Origin of the sequence: Mesorhizobium yinganensis, assembly GCF_040081985.1 — a bacterium.
Classification (GTDB): domain Bacteria; phylum Pseudomonadota; class Alphaproteobacteria; order Rhizobiales; family Rhizobiaceae; genus Kumtagia; species Kumtagia yinganensis.
Map to the genome: position 1 here is coordinate 1 of NZ_JBEBMH010000001.1, position 16802 is coordinate 16802.

Genomic DNA, 16802 nt, shown 5'->3' on the forward strand with positions numbered 1-16802 from the left:
ACGCTCACACAGGCCCGCACCGCCATCACCGCATGGAAGGAGGACTACAACCACCACAGACCACACTCGGCCCTCGGCAATATGCCGCCAGTCGAGTTCGCAATCAAATCCACGCTGGAAAAACAGGCCGCATGAGGCCTAAATCGAAACCCAGGACTCTCCCTCAAGCCGGAGGAGATTGGGGTCTCACGTCAGAGCCCAGCGCCTCCACCAGTGTGACTTGCGCCGGAATGCCCCCGGAACCGGCGTCCGCCGGTTTCAGATGCTGCGGGCGGATGCCGAGCGTAACGTCCGTCCCAGCCGATGCCGGCAATGTTCCGGCGGGCAGGGCTAGCGCCGGGCCGCCGGCGATTTTCAGCGCGCCGCTCCCATCCACATCCGGCTCCAGCCTTGCCGGCAAAAAATTCATCCTCGGCGCGCCGATAAAGCCCGCCACGAACAGGTTGGCCGGCCGGTTGTAGAGGTCGAGCGGCGTGCCGACCTGCTCGATGCGGCCGTCGCGCAGCACGACGATGCGGTGCGCCAGCGTCATCGCCTCGACCTGGTCGTGGGTGACGTAGACCATCGTCGCCTTCAGCCGGGCGTGCAGCGCTGCGATCTCGGCGCGCGTCGAGATGCGCAGTTCGGCGTCGAGGTTGGATAGCGGTTCGTCGAGCAGGAAGGCGGTCGGGTTGCGCACGATCGCCCGGCCGATCGCCACGCGCTGCCGCTGGCCGCCGGAAAGTTGGCCGGGCCGGCGTTCCAGCAGCTTGCCGATCTCGAGCATGCGCGCGGCTTCGGCGATGCGCTGATCGATCTCGGCCCGCGGCATCTTTGCGTTTTCGAGGCCGAAGGCAAGATTCTGGCGCACGCTCATATGCGGGTAGAGCGCATAGGACTGGAACACCATCGCCAGGCCCCGGTCGGCGGCCGGCACGTCGTTCACGCGCTTGCCGTCGATGCGGATCTCGCCGCTGGTCGGCCGGTCGAGCCCGGCGATCTGGCGCAGCAGCGTCGATTTCCCGCAACCGGACGGGCCGACAAAGACGATCAGTTCGCCGTCGATTATGTCGAGGTCGATCTCCTTCAGCACCTTTACCGCGCCGTAGGATTTCGACAGTTTTTCGACCGTGATCCCGCTCACGCCGTCCCCCTATTTCAGGCCGGTGCCGGCGATGCCGGTGGTGATGAAACGCTGCAGGAAGATGAACACCAGCACCACCGGGATCATGGTCACCACGGTCATGGCCAGGATGAAGTGCCATTGCATGTTGAGCTCGCCCGAATAGATGTTCAAGCCCACCTGCAGCGTGTAGAGCTCCTTGCGCGACAGCACGATCAGCGGCCACAGGAAATCGTTCCAGCGCCACATCACCGAGAAGATGCCGAGAACGGCGAGCGCCGGGGCGGCCAGCGGCAGCACGATGCGCCAATAGATCTGCCACTCCGACGCCTTGTCCATCCGCGCCGCGTCGATCAGCTCGTCGGGGATAGTGAGCATATATTGCCGGAGCAGGAAGACGCCGGTGGGCGTCGCCACGGTGGGCAGGATGACGCCCCACAGATTGTTGGTGAGCCCGAGCGCGCTGACGATCGAATAGAGCGGCACCATGATGACGCCGAGCGGCACCATCAGCGTCGCCAGGATCAGCATCATGATCGTCGACTGGCCGCGGAATCGGTATTTCGACAGCGCGAAGGCGGCCATCGAGTTGACGATGAGGGTGATCAGGGTGGCCATCGTGGTGACGAACACGGAATTCCAGAGATAGCGCAAAAAATCGAAGTGGATGAACGGTTCGGTGTAATTGGAAATGGCGAACTCGATCGTCTCCAGCGGTTTTCGCTGGGAAATCGGCACCTTGATGATCTCCGCCGGTACGGCGGGGTCGACCATCTGCGCCACCGTGCCGATGCGGCGCACCTCGGCCAGCGTTTTCGTGCCGCCGTCGTCCATGGTCACGGTGAACAGCGGCAGCGGTTTTTCGTAACCCTCGACAACGGCCTGCTGGGTCACATAAGGCAGCAGCGAGGGCGGGAAGGCGGCGAGTGCGGCTGGCGTCTTGAAGGACGACAGCGCCAGCCATAGCGCCGGGCCGAACATCAGCACCAGCCCGCCGACCAGCCAGATCCAGGTGACGATATCCGTCCAGTGCCAGAACTTTCCGCCGCGCCGGCTCAACAGGAATTCGGCGACAGCGCTCATCGCTGCCCCCGCCTTTCGCTGGCGCGTGAGGCAGCAATTTGGATCAGCGTCAGCACGACCAGCACGATGCCCATCAGGATAGAGGCCGCAGCCGCCAGTCCGGGATTGCGCAGCTGCGAGGCAAAACCCGTCTCGAAGATGTACTGGATGAGGTACATGGTCGAGGTGCCCGGCCCGCCGCCGGTCAGCACATAGACTTCGTCGAACACCTGCACGGCGCGGATCAGCGCCAGCACCAGCACGACCAGCAGATTGGGCATCAGCAGCGGCAGGGTGATGCGCCAGAAGACGCGCGTCGGCCTGGTGCCGTCCATTTCCGCCGCCTCGTAGATATCCTTCGGGATTGCCTGCAGGCCGGCGAGCAGGATCAGAGCGTAGAAGCCGACATGCGCCCAGATCGACACGCCGACCGCCGCGGCGAAGGCCCAGAAGCGGTCGCTCAGCCAGCTATGCGGATCGGCTCCGGCGGTTTCGTAGAGCAACAGGTTGAGCAGGCCCTGCCGCTGAAGAATCCAGCGCCAGATGAGGCCGACGACGACCGGCGACAGCAATACGGGGAAGAAAAACACGGCGCGCCAGAAACTGCGCGCCTTGAGATCCCGGTTGAGTACCAGCGCGGTGACCAGCGCGACCGCGATCAACAGCGGCACCTGGACGAGAAGGAACAGGCCGGTGTTGCGCACCGCGATCCAAAAGCGGTCCTCGGCGCAGGTGCCGGGGTCGAGATAGCTGGCGCAGGTCAGCAGCCGCTCATACTGCTCGGCGCCGACGAAAGTGCGCTCGGCAAGGAAGATCGCCGTGCCGCCGCTCATCGAATAGACGAAATTTATGACCAGCGGCAGAAGCACGAAGATGGTGAAGATCGCCATGTTCGGCAGGAGAAAAAAGCCCGCCATTCCGGTCAGGCCGGCCGCTTTCTGCCAGGCTCGAAGCGGCGCGTCGATCAGGGACATGAGCAGCCTCACCGGCGCGAAAAACGCGCCGGTGAGGCCGGGCGATGGCGCCGGGCGGGGGGAGGAGTCTTGGGCGGCCATCGCCTTCCCTAATGGCCTATTTGGCCTGCTTGACCTTGTCGGCGACGTCCTGGTCGATGCGCTGGTAGGCTTCGTCCAGCGACAACTCGCCGGCCACCGCCTGGCTTACGCGACCGACCATCGCGCTGTAATAGGCGTCCGACCATTTCCAGCCCGGCATCTTCAAAGCCACCGGCGAGGTCGTCGACGAGGCCGCGACGAAGGCGTTGAGCGCGGCCTTCACCTGCGGATTGTCCGACTTGAAGTCTAGCCCGCCGGCAATCACCGCCTTGTTGGCCGGCAGGAACAGCGTGCGCTCGGCGAACTCTTTTGCCACCGGCTCGCTCGCCAGATAGTCCATGACCTTGCCGACATCCTCAGGGTTCTTGGTGTATTTCACCGCCACCAGCCCGGCGCCGCCGGGCATGCCGCTGCAGGCGGCCGGACCGCAGGGGCTGCCGGTCGCCACCCAGTCGAAGGCGTCGCCGATCTTGGTTGCGAAGTTCGGGATTTGCCAGGAGCCTGAATAATAATAGACGAGCTGGGCGTTGATGAAATCCTCCGCGGCGGCGCGATAGGTGGTGCCGGCGGCCGACACCCAGACGTCCTTGTTGGCGATGCCGTCACTGTTCCAGCCGACGAATTTGGCGATGAAATCCTTGGCGCCCTGGTCGAGCGGCGCGGGCATGCCGTCGGCGGCGACATAATTGGCGCCGAAGGAGATGTTGGGCGCGGTGATGCGATGGCCGGAGCGGTCGAGCGCCAGCGGGTAGGGCACCTGCTGGCTTTCCGCCACCTTCTTCGCCGCCGCTGCCCAGTCGTCCCAACTGGCTTTCGCATCAGGCAGCGGCACACCGGCCTGGTCGAACAGCGTCTTGTTGGCAAAGCCGCCGGTCAGCGTGATCTGCGTCATGAACCCGCTGATCTGGCTGGAACCGTCCGGGCGCATCCAGTCGGCCTGCTCGCCGTAATTGTCCTGCCAGTATTTCGGATCTTTCACATAGGGCGTCAGGTCCAGCCAGTGCTTCGACTGCACCTTCAAATCGGTGACGCGCACGATGTCCGGCCCGCCGCCGGCCTCTAGCTGGACGGGAAGCTGCTCGCGGATGTTGGAATAGGAGACGTTGTCGATCGTCACCTTGATGTCGGGGTTGTCCTTCATGAACCGGTTGATCAGGTCCTGAAGCACCTCGCCTTCGACGCCGTCCGAATACCACATGATGCGTACGTCGCCGGCGAGCGCGGCGGTGGTCGACAGCAACCCGACGGTCAGGGTCGCCAGCAGCATTTTCTTGGCCTTGGTCATCACACTCCTCCCAGGATGGACGATGTTCCGTCCGGTTCATCTTCCCATGTTTTCGCCGCCGTCGTCCTCCCGGCCGCTGGCCCAAAATCTACATCCGGTGCGCCAAAAGCGGCCCGTCGGGCAGGCGCGTCGCCTCGCCGCGCACCGTCCATTCAGCCGGGTCGAGCAGACGGCCCTCCGCTTCGACGCGACCGTCGGCGTGAAAAATCACCGCGCCGTATTCCGGGTCATTCACCTTGAGTCGCCCGTCGCCGATATGCTCGATCTCCAGCCCGCCGTAGCGCCCCGCGAATTCATCGTCCTCGCCGACCGTGTTGATGTCACCCAGCCGCACGATCCAGTCTGCACGATGGCCGGGCAGCCGCAACTCGTTGCCGGCGGTCGGGCCATGCGACACCAGCTCGAACGGTACGCTGCCCTTCAGCAGGGCAAGCCCGGCCTGGCCCTGCGCCACGGCGATGCGGCTATCGACGCGCGTGGCGTCGAAGGCATTTCTCGGGAACCAGCAATGGGTGAAATCCGGCTGCTCGGCAGCGCAGGAAAACAGCATGATCGCCAGGCCGCGATACTGGTGGACGCGCGGCAGCGTGCCGGACCCACCCCAGTAGGAAGGCCGTCCGTAGCCGGAATGAATGGTCTCCCCGGGGTGGTTGATCCAGATCTGGGCATCGGGATTGTGCCCCAGCCTGAGATGCAGCACGGTTTCCTGGTAACCCCACTCGTCCCAGCGGTAATGCGCCGCCGTGCCCATGGCGTAGTCGCCGGTCTTGTAATGGTAGAGTTTTGCGATGCGGTCCTGGCCTTGCGCGAACCGCCATTCCTGCGCGTCGCCGCCGTCATGCACGGCGATGCTCTGCAAATCGGCCGGCAGGCGCATGCCGAAATCGCGCAGGCAAAGCGCCAGTTGCGGCAGCGCGTGGAACCGCCGCCCGTAATAGCCGGCGCCCCAAAGCATGCGGGCGATGCCGGAAAGTTCGAGCGAGGAAGCGGCGCGCAACGTGTGTTCGTAGGAGCGGCCCTGCGCGCCGGTCAGCACGCCGTGATGGGCGGAGCGGGCGACGATCTCCAGCAACCGCACTATCGCGGCTTGCGCCCGTTCGCGCACGTCGGCGTTCGGCGCCAGGGCCATCAGCGTTGTCAGGCCCTTCAAATCGATGGGGAAATACGGTGCCGAGTTGAACTCGGCCATTTCCCATTTTTCGAAATGGTCGAGCCAGCCGCGCACCCGTTCCAGCCCGACCTTCGACTGTTCCGCGCCGGACCGTCCCGATCGCACGAACCGCGCCTCGGGCAGAATCGCGCCGGCCAGATAGGCGGCGGTATGGAACAGCAGCGCGTGGTTTTCCGAAAAATACCACTGAACGTCATTGCCGGGCTCGTCCATCCAGTAGCGGTAGCCGAGGATGGCGGCGTCGATGCGCGTGACCACGTCCTGCGCGATGCCGTCCGCGAACGCCTTGCGGCACCACAGCAGCGGCACGAGGATAAAGTCGGCGCAGTCATGGCAGTCCTCGATCGCCGGCAGCATGTCGAGGATCATGCGGTCGGTCTCGGGTCCGGCCCGTTCCGAGGCAAGGCGCGCCAGTGCGCGCACCGTATCGGCCTCGGCATGTTCCGAGACCTCGTCCAGCGCCTCCGTGATTCGCGCGTCGAGCGTTTTGGGCGCCTGCCGACCCTGGCGCTTGGTGTGGCAGATCTCGACGCCGAAGGTTCTGGTCGCCGCGAAGCCGCCGACAGCGAGCGTCACCTCGAAATGCCGGAAATCCGCCGGCAGGTCTTCAGTCTCGGCCAAGGGCAGTTTTACCGCGCCGGCTTCGAGGCGGGTCTGCAAGGTCAGGCTTTCCGTCGACATGAAGTCGCCGGCGACTTTTACCGATACTTCGGCCGCCGCCGGCAAAGGTGCGCCTGTCAGAAGCGCGACACTTCCGGCCTTGTAAGCCGGTTTTTCGAAATGCATGTTGTCCAGTGCCGCCTCGACCGCCGCCGCGACGCTGCCATCGACCGCGACCGGAAGCGCCTGCGTGAGGCTGAGACCGCCGACACAGTCGAGCTGGAAGAAGTAGCGCGCGTCGCGTTCTGCAAGGTCGTCGAACCAGATTCTGATCTCGTTCTCGCCCTTGTCGAGATCGATGCTGAACTCCTGCTTTGACTCGAGATTGCGGACGTAGTCCGCCATCCAGCCCACTTCCTTGCCGTTGACGAACAGGATCGCTCCGCCGCAGGTGCCGAGCCTCAGCGTCGCCCATCCGGACGTCTCGGACGTCAGGAAGGTGCGTGCCCAGGTGCCGAGCGTCGTCGGTCGGAACCAGAAGCCGGAGAGGTCGACGCGCGGCGCGCCGACGGGCAGCCAGTTGCGGGTCGCGGAAAAATCAGCAACCGGCTCCGGCCGCTTTCCGCGCCGCTCTTTGGCAAACACGGTCCGGCAGGGATATTCGTGCGGGATAAAATTCTTGTGTTTGGTCAGGAAGAAGAAGGGGTCCATCTCCCCCTGCATCGGCTGGTCCGGCACGTCGTAGCGCCGTTCGACGGTTTCGCCGAGCTGCCAGTAGATCACCGGCGCGCCCACGGGCAGAGGCCTGCGCAGGAAAGGGTCGTGCCGCGGGCTCGCTGCCGTCTCGCTCATTTCAGCCCCGCGACCGGAACCGGATCGACATCGTCATAGGCCTGGTTCTCGCCCGTCATGCCCCAGACGAAGGCATAGGGGCCGGTGCCCGCGCCCATATGGATCGACCAGGCCGGCGACAACACTGCATCGCCATTGGCGACGATCAGATGACGCGTCTGCTGCGGTCGTCCCATCAGGTGGACGACGCGGTCCTCGGCCGCGAGATCGAAATAAAGATACGCCTCCATGCGCCGCTCATGCAGGTGCGGCGGCATGGTGTTCCAAATGCTGCCGGGCGCGAGATCGGTGATGCCCATCAGCAGCAGGCAGGAGGGCGACACTTCCGGGTGAATATACATGCGCAAGGTGCGCCTGTTGGCGCGGCGCTCCTCGCCCAGCTCCAGCGGTTTCGCCTCTGCTTGCGTGATCAGCCGGTGCGGAAAATCCGCCCCCGCCGGCACGGAGTTCATATAAAACCATGCCGGGTTGTTGGGATCGTCGCTGGCAAGCGTGATCTTTTGGCCGCCGCGCCCGGCATAAAGCACGTCGCGGTTGGCGAGCCGCCAGTTCTGCCCGTCAATCGTTATGGAACCCGGGCCGCCCAGATTGGCGATGCCCATCTCGCGCGCCGACAGGAAATGGGCCGTGCCGAGTTCCCGGCCATCGCCGAAGCCGAGCCGCGCATCGATCGGACAGGCGCCGCCCAAAATCATCCGGTCGACATGGGTATAGACGAAGTTCAACTCGCCGGGTTGAAACAGACCCTCGACCAGGAATTCGGCGCGCAGGCGATCGGTGTCATAAACCGCGATGTCGCCCGGCCCGGCACCGTAGAGGTGGCGCATCGTCATGCCACTGCCTCCAGTCCGGGCACATGGCGGAGGCCCTCGACAAGGCAGAGCATCGCCAGCGCTTGGCCGTAGCCGGTGGGGCGGATCGGGATATCGCGGTAGAACTGCAAATCGTGGCCCATGCGTGTGCCGTAGGAAACGTTGGCAACGGTGCCGTTGGCGTCGATGCTGTCCATCACCGCTGCCAGCGCTTTCAAACCGGCCTCGCGGCAGCCTTCCGGACCGATGCCCAGCCGCGATGCTTTCAGCAGCCCGTAGCTGAAGCCCGCCGTCGCCGAGATTTCCTCATAGGAGGTCTCGTCGTCCAGCAAGGTGCGCCAAGCGCCCGACGGTGCCTGCAGCCGCAACAGGGTTTCAACCTGGCTTTCGAGGATGGCGAGCAGGAAATCGCGGACGGACGGCGTGATCTCAGCCAGTTCCATCAGGTCGAGTATGCCGACGGTGATCCAGGCGTTGCCGCGCGCCCAGCGCGCCTCGGCGAAGTTGTGGGCGCCGTCGAATGTCCAGCCATGGAACCACAGGCCGGTCTCACGGTCCGCGAGATAATGCGCGTGGACGAGGAATTGTTTTTCAGCCTCCTCCACGAGTTCGGCGCGGCCGGACGCATTGCCATAGCTGGCGAGGAAAAGGGCGGCCATGAACAGCGTGTCGTCCCACAATTCGTGGTCGTTGATCTTGTCCGAGACGTCGTGCTGGAAACCGCCGCCGAATGTGCGCGGCGCCTCGGCGACCAGCCGGTCGGCCCAGCGGTCGAGAACCAGCGCCCAACGTGGGTCGCGCGTCTCGTTCCACAGCACGGAGAGCGCCAGCATCGGCGCGCTCGTGTTGATGTTGAGCAGCGGCAGGCCGCGCGCGATCTGGCGTTCGTACCAGTCCTCGACGGTGCGCCGTATCGCCGGGTCGCCGGTGAACTGCCACAGGCGCACCAGTCCGTAAAGGCCGACGCCTTGCGGCCATTCCCACGCATCGAAGCTGATGTAGTCGCCGGCCGTGCCGTCAAGGTTCGGCTCATGGAAGCGGCCGTCATGCCGCAGCGCCGTGATGCCTTCGACCAAAAGGTCGAGGCGCTGACGCAGGATTTCGCCGGCGGCTGGCAACAAGCTTCCTCCCAAAATCTTGTTTGCAATTTGCCTCTCACGGAATGAAAATTTGCGCAACTTGAAAAGTTTTTGCATATTGCGTGTAGGGCTTGGAGGCAGAAATCATGCGGAGCACCGGCAAACGCGGAAAACCCAGCCGGCGGGTGCGGCTGGAGGATCTGGCGCGGCACTGCGGCGTGTCGGTCAGCACGGCATCGCGGGCGCTGGCGGGCGGGAAGGGGGTGCGGGCCGACCTGCGCGCCCAGTTGCTGGACGCCGCGAAAACGCTGAACTACGCCGTTCCCACGTCGATCGCCGACCGCAAGGTGATCCTTGCTGCGAGCAGCGTCGCCATGGTCGACTACATCCGCAACCAGTTCACCTTCTACGTGCTTGAAGGGCTGAACGCCCGCGCCCAGGCGCTCGGCGTCGAGATTCTCACCCGGCCGATCTCCAGCCGCGCCGAGGAAATCCGCGTGCTGGAGGAGGCGCGCGACAATGACGAGGTGGCCGGTTGCCTGTTCCTGACGCTGGACGACGAGGACATGCTGACGCTCACCTCGTCCTTTCCGAAACCGATCGTGCTGGTGAACGGCGACGATCCGTCGATGCGGCTCTCCAGCGTCACGCCGTGCAACCGCTCCGCCGGGCGCCTGGCGACCGAGCACCTGATCGGTCACGGCCATCGGCGCATCCTGTTCCTGATGCGGCGCGGCCGGCGCACCATCGAGCGGCGCTTCGAGGGCTGGCAGGACGCCATGCGCCGGTTGGGAACCTTCGACCCGGAAAACCTCGCCGTCGAGGTCGAGGACTGGCTGCCCGAACTCGGCGCCGAGGCCATCGAGAAACGGGTGCGCAAGAACGGTCTCGACTTCACCGCCATCCTCGCCGCCGGGGACAGCCTTGCCGTCGGCGCCGCCATGGGGTTGGAGCGGCTGGGCTACAAGGTGCCCGACGACGTCTCTGTGATGGGCATGGACGACTTGCCGCAGGCGGCCTTCCACAATCCACCGCTGACCGCCATGCACATCCCCATGCGCGAAATCGGCGCCGCCGCCCTCAACCTCCTGCTCGACGATCTCGGCGGCCTGCCCATGCCACCGCGCCGCGTCGAACTTGCCTGCCACATCGTCGAGCGGCGGTCGGTGGCCAAGCCGAGAGCATAGTCCGGCCAGAGTGTCCCCGAGGTTGGGGATACGCGGGGGACGATTTGACGGCAACAAGATGCATCTCGATTTGGACGCATCTTTCCGCGATAATCACGGCAGCGGCGCAGCCAGCCGCATCGCCCGACAATCGTGGCATGCTGTTGCGGCCGAAACGGACGTTCCTGCAGTCCAAAAGGCAGGGAAAATGGCCTCGCGGCAAGCTCGCGAGGGGGGTGCGTCAGCGCAAAATCCTTCCGCACAAGCCATTTCCCCGTTAACTCCCTGACATTGCTTGTTATTCCGGACTTGCCGAAGGACCTGTCAGGGCGATTCCAGCAGCTTTGGTCGCTCCGTCAGCTTCCGCCAATCGCGCCCTTGATGGTGGCGATGTTGTGCCGCATCAGATCGACGTAAGTCGCGGCCGGGCCGTCTGCATCGGATAGCGCATCGGAATAGAGTTCGCCGCCGATCTTCAATCCCGTCTCACTGGCAATCTGTTCGATGAGGCGCGGATTCGTTATGTTTTCCAGGAAGATGGCCGAAGCCCTATCTTGCCTTACCTGCTTGATGAGCTTCGCCACGTCCGCCGCCGAAGGGTCGGCTTCCGTCGAAATCCCTTCCGGTGCGTGAAAAGTCAGGCCGTATTCATGTTCGAAATAGCCGAAGGCATCATGCGAGGTAATGATCGTCCTTTTGTCCGCCGGGATCGAGGCGACCGCCGCCTTGACCTCCACGTCGAGTGCGTCGAGTGTTGCCAAGTAGTTGCTTGCATTGGATTTATAGGCTTCGCACGAGGCGTTGTCGGCGTGGCAGAAGGCGTCGGCGATGTTGGCGACATAGGTCTTGGCGTTGGCGACTGACTGAAAAGCGTGGGGGTCGATGTCGCCGTGATCATCACCGCCTTTCGCCGCATGGTCACGATCCGCTTCGGCGGCCTCTTCATGATCGTGATTGGCTTCCTCTGTCGCGGCGGCGTGCCCTCCGTGATCCTCCTCTTCGGCGAATTCCGCTTTCATTTTCAATGGCTTAATGCCTTTCGTCAGTTCGACGACACTCGCCTTGCTACTGCTGGTTTCGACCAGTCGCGCCAGAAAACCCTCGAAATGCAGGCCGTTGACCAGCACCACGTCAGCCTTGGACATGGCCACCGCGTCCGCCGGCTTGGGCTCGTAGACATGGGCGTCGCCGTTCGGACCGACCAGAGTGGTTATCTCGACCTTGTCGCCGCCGACGTTCTTCGCGAAGTCGGCGATGATCGAAAAACTGGCGACCACTTTCAGCGGGTCGGCGAGGGCCGGGGCGGTCGCTATTGAAGTTAATGTTATAACAGTCAGCGCCGTAGCGAACATCATCTGTTTCAGCATTGCGCAAAACTCCTTTGAAATCAGGCGGTTCGGTGGGAGGCGGGGCGCAGGCGCGTGGCGACGATACCGCGCGTTCCGGCGACGATCGATACGGCGTAGACGACGCCTGCAGACAGGATGATGGACGGGCCGGAGGACAGGGAGGCGTGGTAGGAGAGCAGCAGCCCGGCCACGCAGGAGGCAGCGCCGATGGCGATGGCGAGCAGACACATCGGCTCGACCCGCACCGTCCAGAAGCGGGCGGCAGCGGCGGGCAGCATCATCAGCCCGACCGACAGCAGCGTGCCGAGCGCCTGGAATCCGCCGACCAGGTTGAGCACCACCAGCGCCAAGAACACAAAATGCACCGGCGAACCCAGCCGCGACACCGAGCGCAGGAACAGCGGATCAAGGCATTCGGCGACCAGCGCGCGCCAGAAAATGCTGAGGCCAATCAACGTGATAGCGGTGATCAGCCCGATCAGCCCGAGCGCCTCGTCATTCAGCGCCAGCACCGTCCCGAACAGCACATGCATCAGGTCGACGCTGGAACCGCGCAGTGACACGATCAGCACGCCGAGCGCCAATGAAATCAGATAGAAGGCAGCCATCGAGGCGTCCTCGCGCTGCACCGTCAGCCGTGACACCGCGCCGGCGCCGAGCGCCACGACGATGCCGGCGATCAGCCCGCCGATGGTCATCGGCACGATCTCCAGACCGAACAGCAGAAAACCCACCGCAGCGCCCGGCAGGATGGCGTGTGCCATGGCGTCGCCGGCAAGGCTCATGCGCCGCAACATGAGGAAAACGCCGACCGGGCAGGAACTGACCGACAGCAGCAGCGAGCCCAACAGCGCACGCTGCATGAAGCCGAACTCGGCGAAGGGCGCGATCAGCCATTGATAAAGCATGTCCATCAGGCGGCGTTCCCGTGGACGTGCCGCGCATCGGCCTGCGCCGGCTTGGGGTGGGCATGAGCGTTATGATGGTCATGCGCATGCCCCTGACCGCCATGCGCATGACCGGCATGGTCATGATCGTGCGAATGGCCGTGGCCGCCGGTCTCCGTCTCAGGGCTGCACCAGGGGGCGTTCTCGTCCCAGGCTTCATGGAACTGTCGGGCGCGCAACAGGTTTTCCGGCGCCAGCGTCTCCCGCGCATCGCCCCAGGCGATCGGCCGGCGGGCGAGCAGCATCGCTTCCGGGAAATGCGCGCGCACCAGATCGAGGTCGTGCACGACCACCATCACCGTACGGTTCTCGCCCTGCCAGCGCTTTATCAGTGCGACGAGATCAGTCACCGTCTTGGCATCGATCGCATTGAAGGGCTCGTCGAGCAGGATCAGGTCGGCATCCTGCACCAAAACCCGGGCAAACAGCGCACGCTGCAACTGGCCGCCGGACAGCGTGTCGAGCGTCCGCTTTTCGAAACCTCCCAGCCCGACGGCCTGGATCGCCTTTGCTACCGCGTCGCGATCCTCGGGCCGGTGCCGGCCGAGCAGGCCGCGCCTCGGCCACAGGCCAAGCGAGACGAGGTCGACGACGCGCGCCGGAAAGGAACGGTCGAGTTCCGACTGTTGCGGCAGGTAAGCGATGCGTGTGTCGTGGGCGACGGCGCAGCCACCCGCCATCGGTTTCAGCACGCCGACGATGCCCTTCATCAGGGTCGATTTTCCCGAGCCGTTGGCGCCGACCACCGCTGTCAGTGAGCCTCTTTTCACCGCGCCACTCAAATGGTGGACCGCCGGGTGGCTGTTGTAGCCCAGCGTGAAGTCGCTAAATGTGATGCAGGCCTCGGCCATCGGCGATGATGATTCCGTGATAGGGTCCGCCGATCCTTGAAGGGGACGGCGATGTGATGTTATTACATCAACATCTGCTGCGACCGCAAGTCGGAATTGGAATGGGACGCGAAAAGCGATGCATGCGCCGGAACTGACAAAAAACCAGCGGCTGGTGCTGGACGCGCTGTCGCGCGAGGACGGCCCGCTCAGCGCCTATTCGCTGCTCGACCAATTGCGCGAGCACGGGTTCCGCGCGCCACTACAGGTCTACCGGGCGCTGGAGAAATTGATCGACTACGGGCTCGTCCACCGGCTGGAGAGCCTGAATTCCTTCGTCGCCTGCTCACACCCGCATGACCACCACGCGCACGGCATGATCGCCTTCGCCATCTGCGAAAAATGCGGACAGGTGGACGAGTTTTCGGACGAAATGGTCGAGACGCGGCTGAGCGGCTGGTCCAGGGATCACGCCTTCAAGCTGTCGAAGACGACAATCGAAATGCGCGGCACCTGCGCGCAATGTCTGGCGGCGTGACTATCTCCTAACAGCTCACATTACCTCACCCGCCGTGCGTCGCACGGCACCCTCCCCTCGATGGAGGTCCGAAGGACGCCCGTGGGGCCGGAGGGGAGTGCCAGGCAGCGACAGCTGGGGCAGTTATGATGCAGAGCTGCGACGCTCCGCTGAAATTGACACGCTCAATGCAGCAGGTGTTCGCCGGTAATCACCCGCTCGACCTGCTCGATGGTCGTCTTCTTCGGGTCGATGTCATCGGCCACAAGCTTGCCGCCGCGCATCACCATGATCCGGTCGACCACCTGGAAGACGTGGTGGATGTTGTGGGCGATGATGATGCAGGAGTGCCCGGTGTCGCGCGCCTCGTGCACGAAGCGCAGCACGCCTTGCGTCTCGGCGACGCCGAGATTGTTGGTCGGCTCGTCCAGAATGATCAGGTCACTGTCGAACTGCATGGCGCGGGCGATTGCCACCGCCTGACGCTCGCCGCCTGACAGCGCGGTGATCGGCGTCTCCGGCGGAATGTCTTTTGTAATACCGACCTTCTTCAACAGGTCGCGCGCCACCGCGCCCATCGTCTCGTGGTCGAGCCGGTTGAGAAAGGCCGGCCCCTTGATCGGCTCGCGGCCGAGGAACAGGTTGCGGGCGATCGACAATTGCGGCACCAGCGCCGAATCCTGATAGATTGTCTCTATGCCGTTGGCGATGGCGTCGGTGGTCCGCCTGATCTCGACCTTCTTGCCCTTTACATAGATGTCTCCGCTCGTCAGCGGCACGGCGCCAGACAACACCTTGATCAGGGTGGATTTTCCGGCGCCGTTATCGCCCAGCAGACCGACGACCTCGTGGCGATTGATCCTCAGGCTCACGTCGCGCAGCGCATGGATGCGGCCGTAGAACTTGTTGATGTTTTCCATGCGGACGAGTTCTTCACCAGCCATCGGTTCAGGTCCCCGCATTGTGACGGCGTTCGAGCCAGGAATGCAGCGCCATCATGCCCAAGATGATCGCGCCGATGAAGATGTTGTAGGCCAGCCCCGGCACGCCGATCAGGACGATGCCGTTGCGCATGATGCGCAGGATGAAGATGCCGATCACGGTGCCGATGATGGTGCCGCGGCCGCCCGTCAGCACCGTGCCGCCGATGACGACCATGGCGATGACTTCCAGCTCGTAGCCGGTGCCGCTGTTGGGGTTCGCGGCGGACGTGCGTATCGAACTGATGATGCCGGCCAGCGCCGCCATGGCGGACGAGAACATGAACAGGGCGATCTTGGTGCGGTTGACGTTGACACCGCGGGCGCGCGCTGCGTTCGGGTTGCCGCCCGAAGCCTGTATCCAGTTGCCGGCCTTGGTCTGCGTAAGCAGGTAGTGGGTGCCGACCGCGGCCAGCGCGAACCACACCACTGACATATAGAGGCGCAAGCCGCCGATTGTGACGCTGCCGACCAGAGCGCTGGCCAGCCACGAGCCCTCGGCGCTCCAGGTGCGCTGCGGGAAACCGTCGGTAACGTAAAGCGCCGTTCCGCGCACGACCAGCAGCATGCCGAGCGTGACCAGGAAGGATGGGATGTTCAGCCGGGTGACGAACCAGCCATTGACGTAGCCGATGAATATGCTGATCGCGATGGTGACGACGAACGCGATCTCCAGCGAGACGAGGCCGGCGTTGAACAGCGTCCACATCAGCACCGCCGAGAAGCCAAAGACGGAGCCGACCGAGAGGTCGAATTCGCCCGACGTCATCAGCAGGGTCATCGCCAGCGCGATGAGGCCGAGTTCGACCGTGAAGGCCAGCGTGTTGCCGATGTTCTGGAGCGACAGAAAGCTCGGATTGAGCGACCAGAAGATCGCCAGTTCCAGCACCAGCAGGACAAGCGGACCGAATTCAGGCTTCGCGATGAAGCGCTGAAGGAAAGAATGTTGCTGCATGAGGACCGCCGTCAGAGGAAACCGCCCGGCTCAAACTGTTGGCTCAAGCCGGGCGAAGGATCGAGATGCAATTCCGGACGAGGTCTATTTGCCCGAAAGGATATCGTCGTAGATCTGGGCGGTATCCTTCTCGTAAAGCGCCCCGGTGATCACGTTGAAGCCTGCGGGTATGCCGCCGGCTTCCATGGCGGCCATAGAAAGCGCGATGTAGCTGGTCGCCTGCGGGTCCTGCCACTGGCCGGCATTGACATAGCCCGTGAGCACTTCCTGCGTGGTGTCGAGCGAGTTGCCCCAGCCTACGACCGGGATTTCACCCGGCTTGATGCCGGCCTGGTCCCAGACGCGCTTCACCGAGCCGGTGACGAGATCGCCGAGGCCGATCATCGCCTTGATCTTGGTGCGGTTGGCTGTGACGTAGTCGACCATGCGGTTGATGGCTTCGGCCTGATCGAGGGTCGCTTCCGTCACCTCATAGGTGATGCCGAGCGGCTCGAACACGCTTTTGATGCCTTCCTCTTCCTGCACGCCATAGGTGGCGCCGGGGATTTCGACGGGCATCCAGACAAAGTCGCCCTTTTTCACCAGGCCCTTGTCGACGAGGTACTGCGCCCAATGCCGGCCGAAGGCAACATTGTCGCCGCCGACATAGGCGTCGAAGCTTGCCTTCGGATCGGGTGTGTTGAAGTTGATGATCGGAATCTTGGCGTCGTTGGCTTCCTTGGCGATCTCGATCAGGCTGCCCGGATCCGGACTGGTCGTGGTGATGCCGGCGGCCTTGGCCGCGATGGCCGCACGAACGGCTTCCTGGTGCGAGGCCACGTCGCCATTGTGGAACGACGTGTTGACCGTGTTGCCGGTGTCCTTTTCCCACTGCCTCACGCCGGCAAGGAAATAGGTCCAGACCGGGTCGGCCGGGCCGCCGTGCGAAATCCAGTAGTAGGTCTTCTTGTCCTGCGCATAGGCAGTCGACACCGCGCCGAGGCTTACCGCCACAGCCGCCGCCGACAGCAACATGAATGTACGTCTGAGCACTTGATCCT

Annotated in this window: 15 protein-coding genes and 1 pseudogene; 3 read left to right on the forward strand and 13 right to left on the reverse strand. The window is 64.0% G+C overall.

The annotated features are described in order from the left end of the window. A partial coding sequence (locus ABMA59_RS37100) for an integrase core domain-containing protein (protein WP_425475858.1) occupies positions 1 to 135 on the forward strand: 135 nt, incomplete at its 5' end. A gap of 55 nt (positions 136 to 190) precedes the next feature. Here the strand turns inward: ABMA59_RS37100 and ABMA59_RS00005 are convergent. The 7 genes and pseudogenes from ABMA59_RS00005 to bglB form a co-directional block, all read right to left on the reverse strand. Beyond that, positions 191 to 1123 (reverse strand): annotated as a pseudogene (locus tag ABMA59_RS00005) (ABC transporter ATP-binding protein); the annotation flags it as partial. A 9-nt stretch (positions 1124 to 1132) separates the two neighbouring features. Beyond that, positions 1133 to 2185, reverse strand: a complete 1053-nt coding sequence (locus tag ABMA59_RS00010; protein ID WP_349003242.1) for a carbohydrate ABC transporter permease — start codon at positions 2183 to 2185, stop codon at positions 1133 to 1135. Beyond that, on the reverse strand, positions 2182 to 3219 hold the full coding sequence (locus ABMA59_RS00015) for a carbohydrate ABC transporter permease (protein ID WP_349003243.1): 1038 nt from the start codon (positions 3217 to 3219) through the stop codon (positions 2182 to 2184). Before ABMA59_RS00015 ends, ABMA59_RS00010 begins: the two co-directional genes overlap by 4 nt. Before the next feature lie 16 nt (positions 3220 to 3235). Continuing rightward, positions 3236 to 4504 carry an ABC transporter substrate-binding protein gene (locus ABMA59_RS00020; protein WP_349003244.1) on the reverse strand — a complete coding sequence of 423 codons (1269 nt, stop codon included), beginning with the start codon at positions 4502 to 4504 and terminating at the stop codon, positions 3236 to 3238. Positions 4505 to 4592: 88 nt separating this feature from the next. Then, on the reverse strand, positions 4593 to 7127 hold the full coding sequence (locus ABMA59_RS00025; RefSeq protein ID WP_349003245.1) for a hypothetical protein: 2535 nt from the start codon (positions 7125 to 7127) through the stop codon (positions 4593 to 4595). Beyond that, entirely contained in the window at positions 7124 to 7960 is an 837-nt protein-coding gene (gene kduI, locus ABMA59_RS00030; RefSeq protein WP_349003246.1) for a 5-dehydro-4-deoxy-D-glucuronate isomerase, read from the reverse strand. Before kduI ends, ABMA59_RS00025 begins: the two co-directional genes overlap by 4 nt. Next, a complete protein-coding gene (gene bglB, locus ABMA59_RS00035; protein WP_349003247.1) occupies positions 7957 to 9057 on the reverse strand; it encodes a beta-galactosidase BglB in 1101 nt (366 codons plus the stop codon). Before bglB ends, kduI begins: the two co-directional genes overlap by 4 nt. A 107-nt stretch (positions 9058 to 9164) precedes the next feature. Between bglB and ABMA59_RS00040 the strand changes: the two genes are divergently transcribed. After that, on the forward strand, positions 9165 to 10205 hold the full coding sequence (locus ABMA59_RS00040; RefSeq protein ID WP_349003248.1) for a LacI family DNA-binding transcriptional regulator: 1041 nt from the start codon (positions 9165 to 9167) through the stop codon (positions 10203 to 10205). A gap of 335 nt (positions 10206 to 10540) precedes the next feature. Here ABMA59_RS00040 and aztC read toward each other — a convergent pair whose 3' ends face one another. From aztC to aztA, 3 genes are read right to left on the reverse strand one after another with little or no spacing between them, the layout of a single operon-like run. Next, on the reverse strand, positions 10541 to 11551 hold the full coding sequence (gene aztC, locus ABMA59_RS00045; RefSeq protein WP_349003249.1) for a zinc ABC transporter substrate-binding protein AztC: 1011 nt from the start codon (positions 11549 to 11551) through the stop codon (positions 10541 to 10543). A gap of 20 nt (positions 11552 to 11571) precedes the next feature. Then, positions 11572 to 12447 (reverse strand): zinc ABC transporter permease AztB, encoded by an 876-nt coding sequence (aztB, locus tag ABMA59_RS00050; RefSeq protein ID WP_349003250.1) that lies wholly within the window; start codon positions 12445 to 12447, stop codon positions 11572 to 11574. Continuing rightward, entirely contained in the window at positions 12447 to 13331 is an 885-nt protein-coding gene (aztA, locus tag ABMA59_RS00055) for a zinc ABC transporter ATP-binding protein AztA (protein WP_349003251.1), read from the reverse strand. Before aztA ends, aztB begins: the two co-directional genes overlap by 1 nt. A 118-nt stretch (positions 13332 to 13449) precedes the next feature. Between aztA and ABMA59_RS00060 the strand changes: the two genes are divergently transcribed. Continuing rightward, complete coding sequence (locus ABMA59_RS00060; protein ID WP_349003252.1) at positions 13450 to 13848, forward strand: Fur family transcriptional regulator; 399 nt, start codon at positions 13450 to 13452, stop codon at positions 13846 to 13848. Positions 13849 to 14012: 164 nt separating this feature from the next. Here ABMA59_RS00060 and ABMA59_RS00065 read toward each other — a convergent pair whose 3' ends face one another. The 3 genes from ABMA59_RS00065 to ABMA59_RS00075 form a co-directional block, all read right to left on the reverse strand. Further along, on the reverse strand, positions 14013 to 14771 hold the full coding sequence (locus tag ABMA59_RS00065; RefSeq protein ID WP_349003253.1) for an ATP-binding cassette domain-containing protein: 759 nt from the start codon (positions 14769 to 14771) through the stop codon (positions 14013 to 14015). Positions 14772 to 14775: 4 nt separating this feature from the next. Further along, on the reverse strand, positions 14776 to 15762 hold the full coding sequence (locus ABMA59_RS00070; protein WP_349003254.1) for an ABC transporter permease: 987 nt from the start codon (positions 15760 to 15762) through the stop codon (positions 14776 to 14778). An 84-nt stretch (positions 15763 to 15846) separates the two neighbouring features. Beyond that, entirely contained in the window at positions 15847 to 16794 is a 948-nt protein-coding gene (locus ABMA59_RS00075; RefSeq protein ID WP_425475851.1) for a substrate-binding domain-containing protein, read from the reverse strand. Positions 16795 to 16802: the final 8 nt, after the last annotated feature.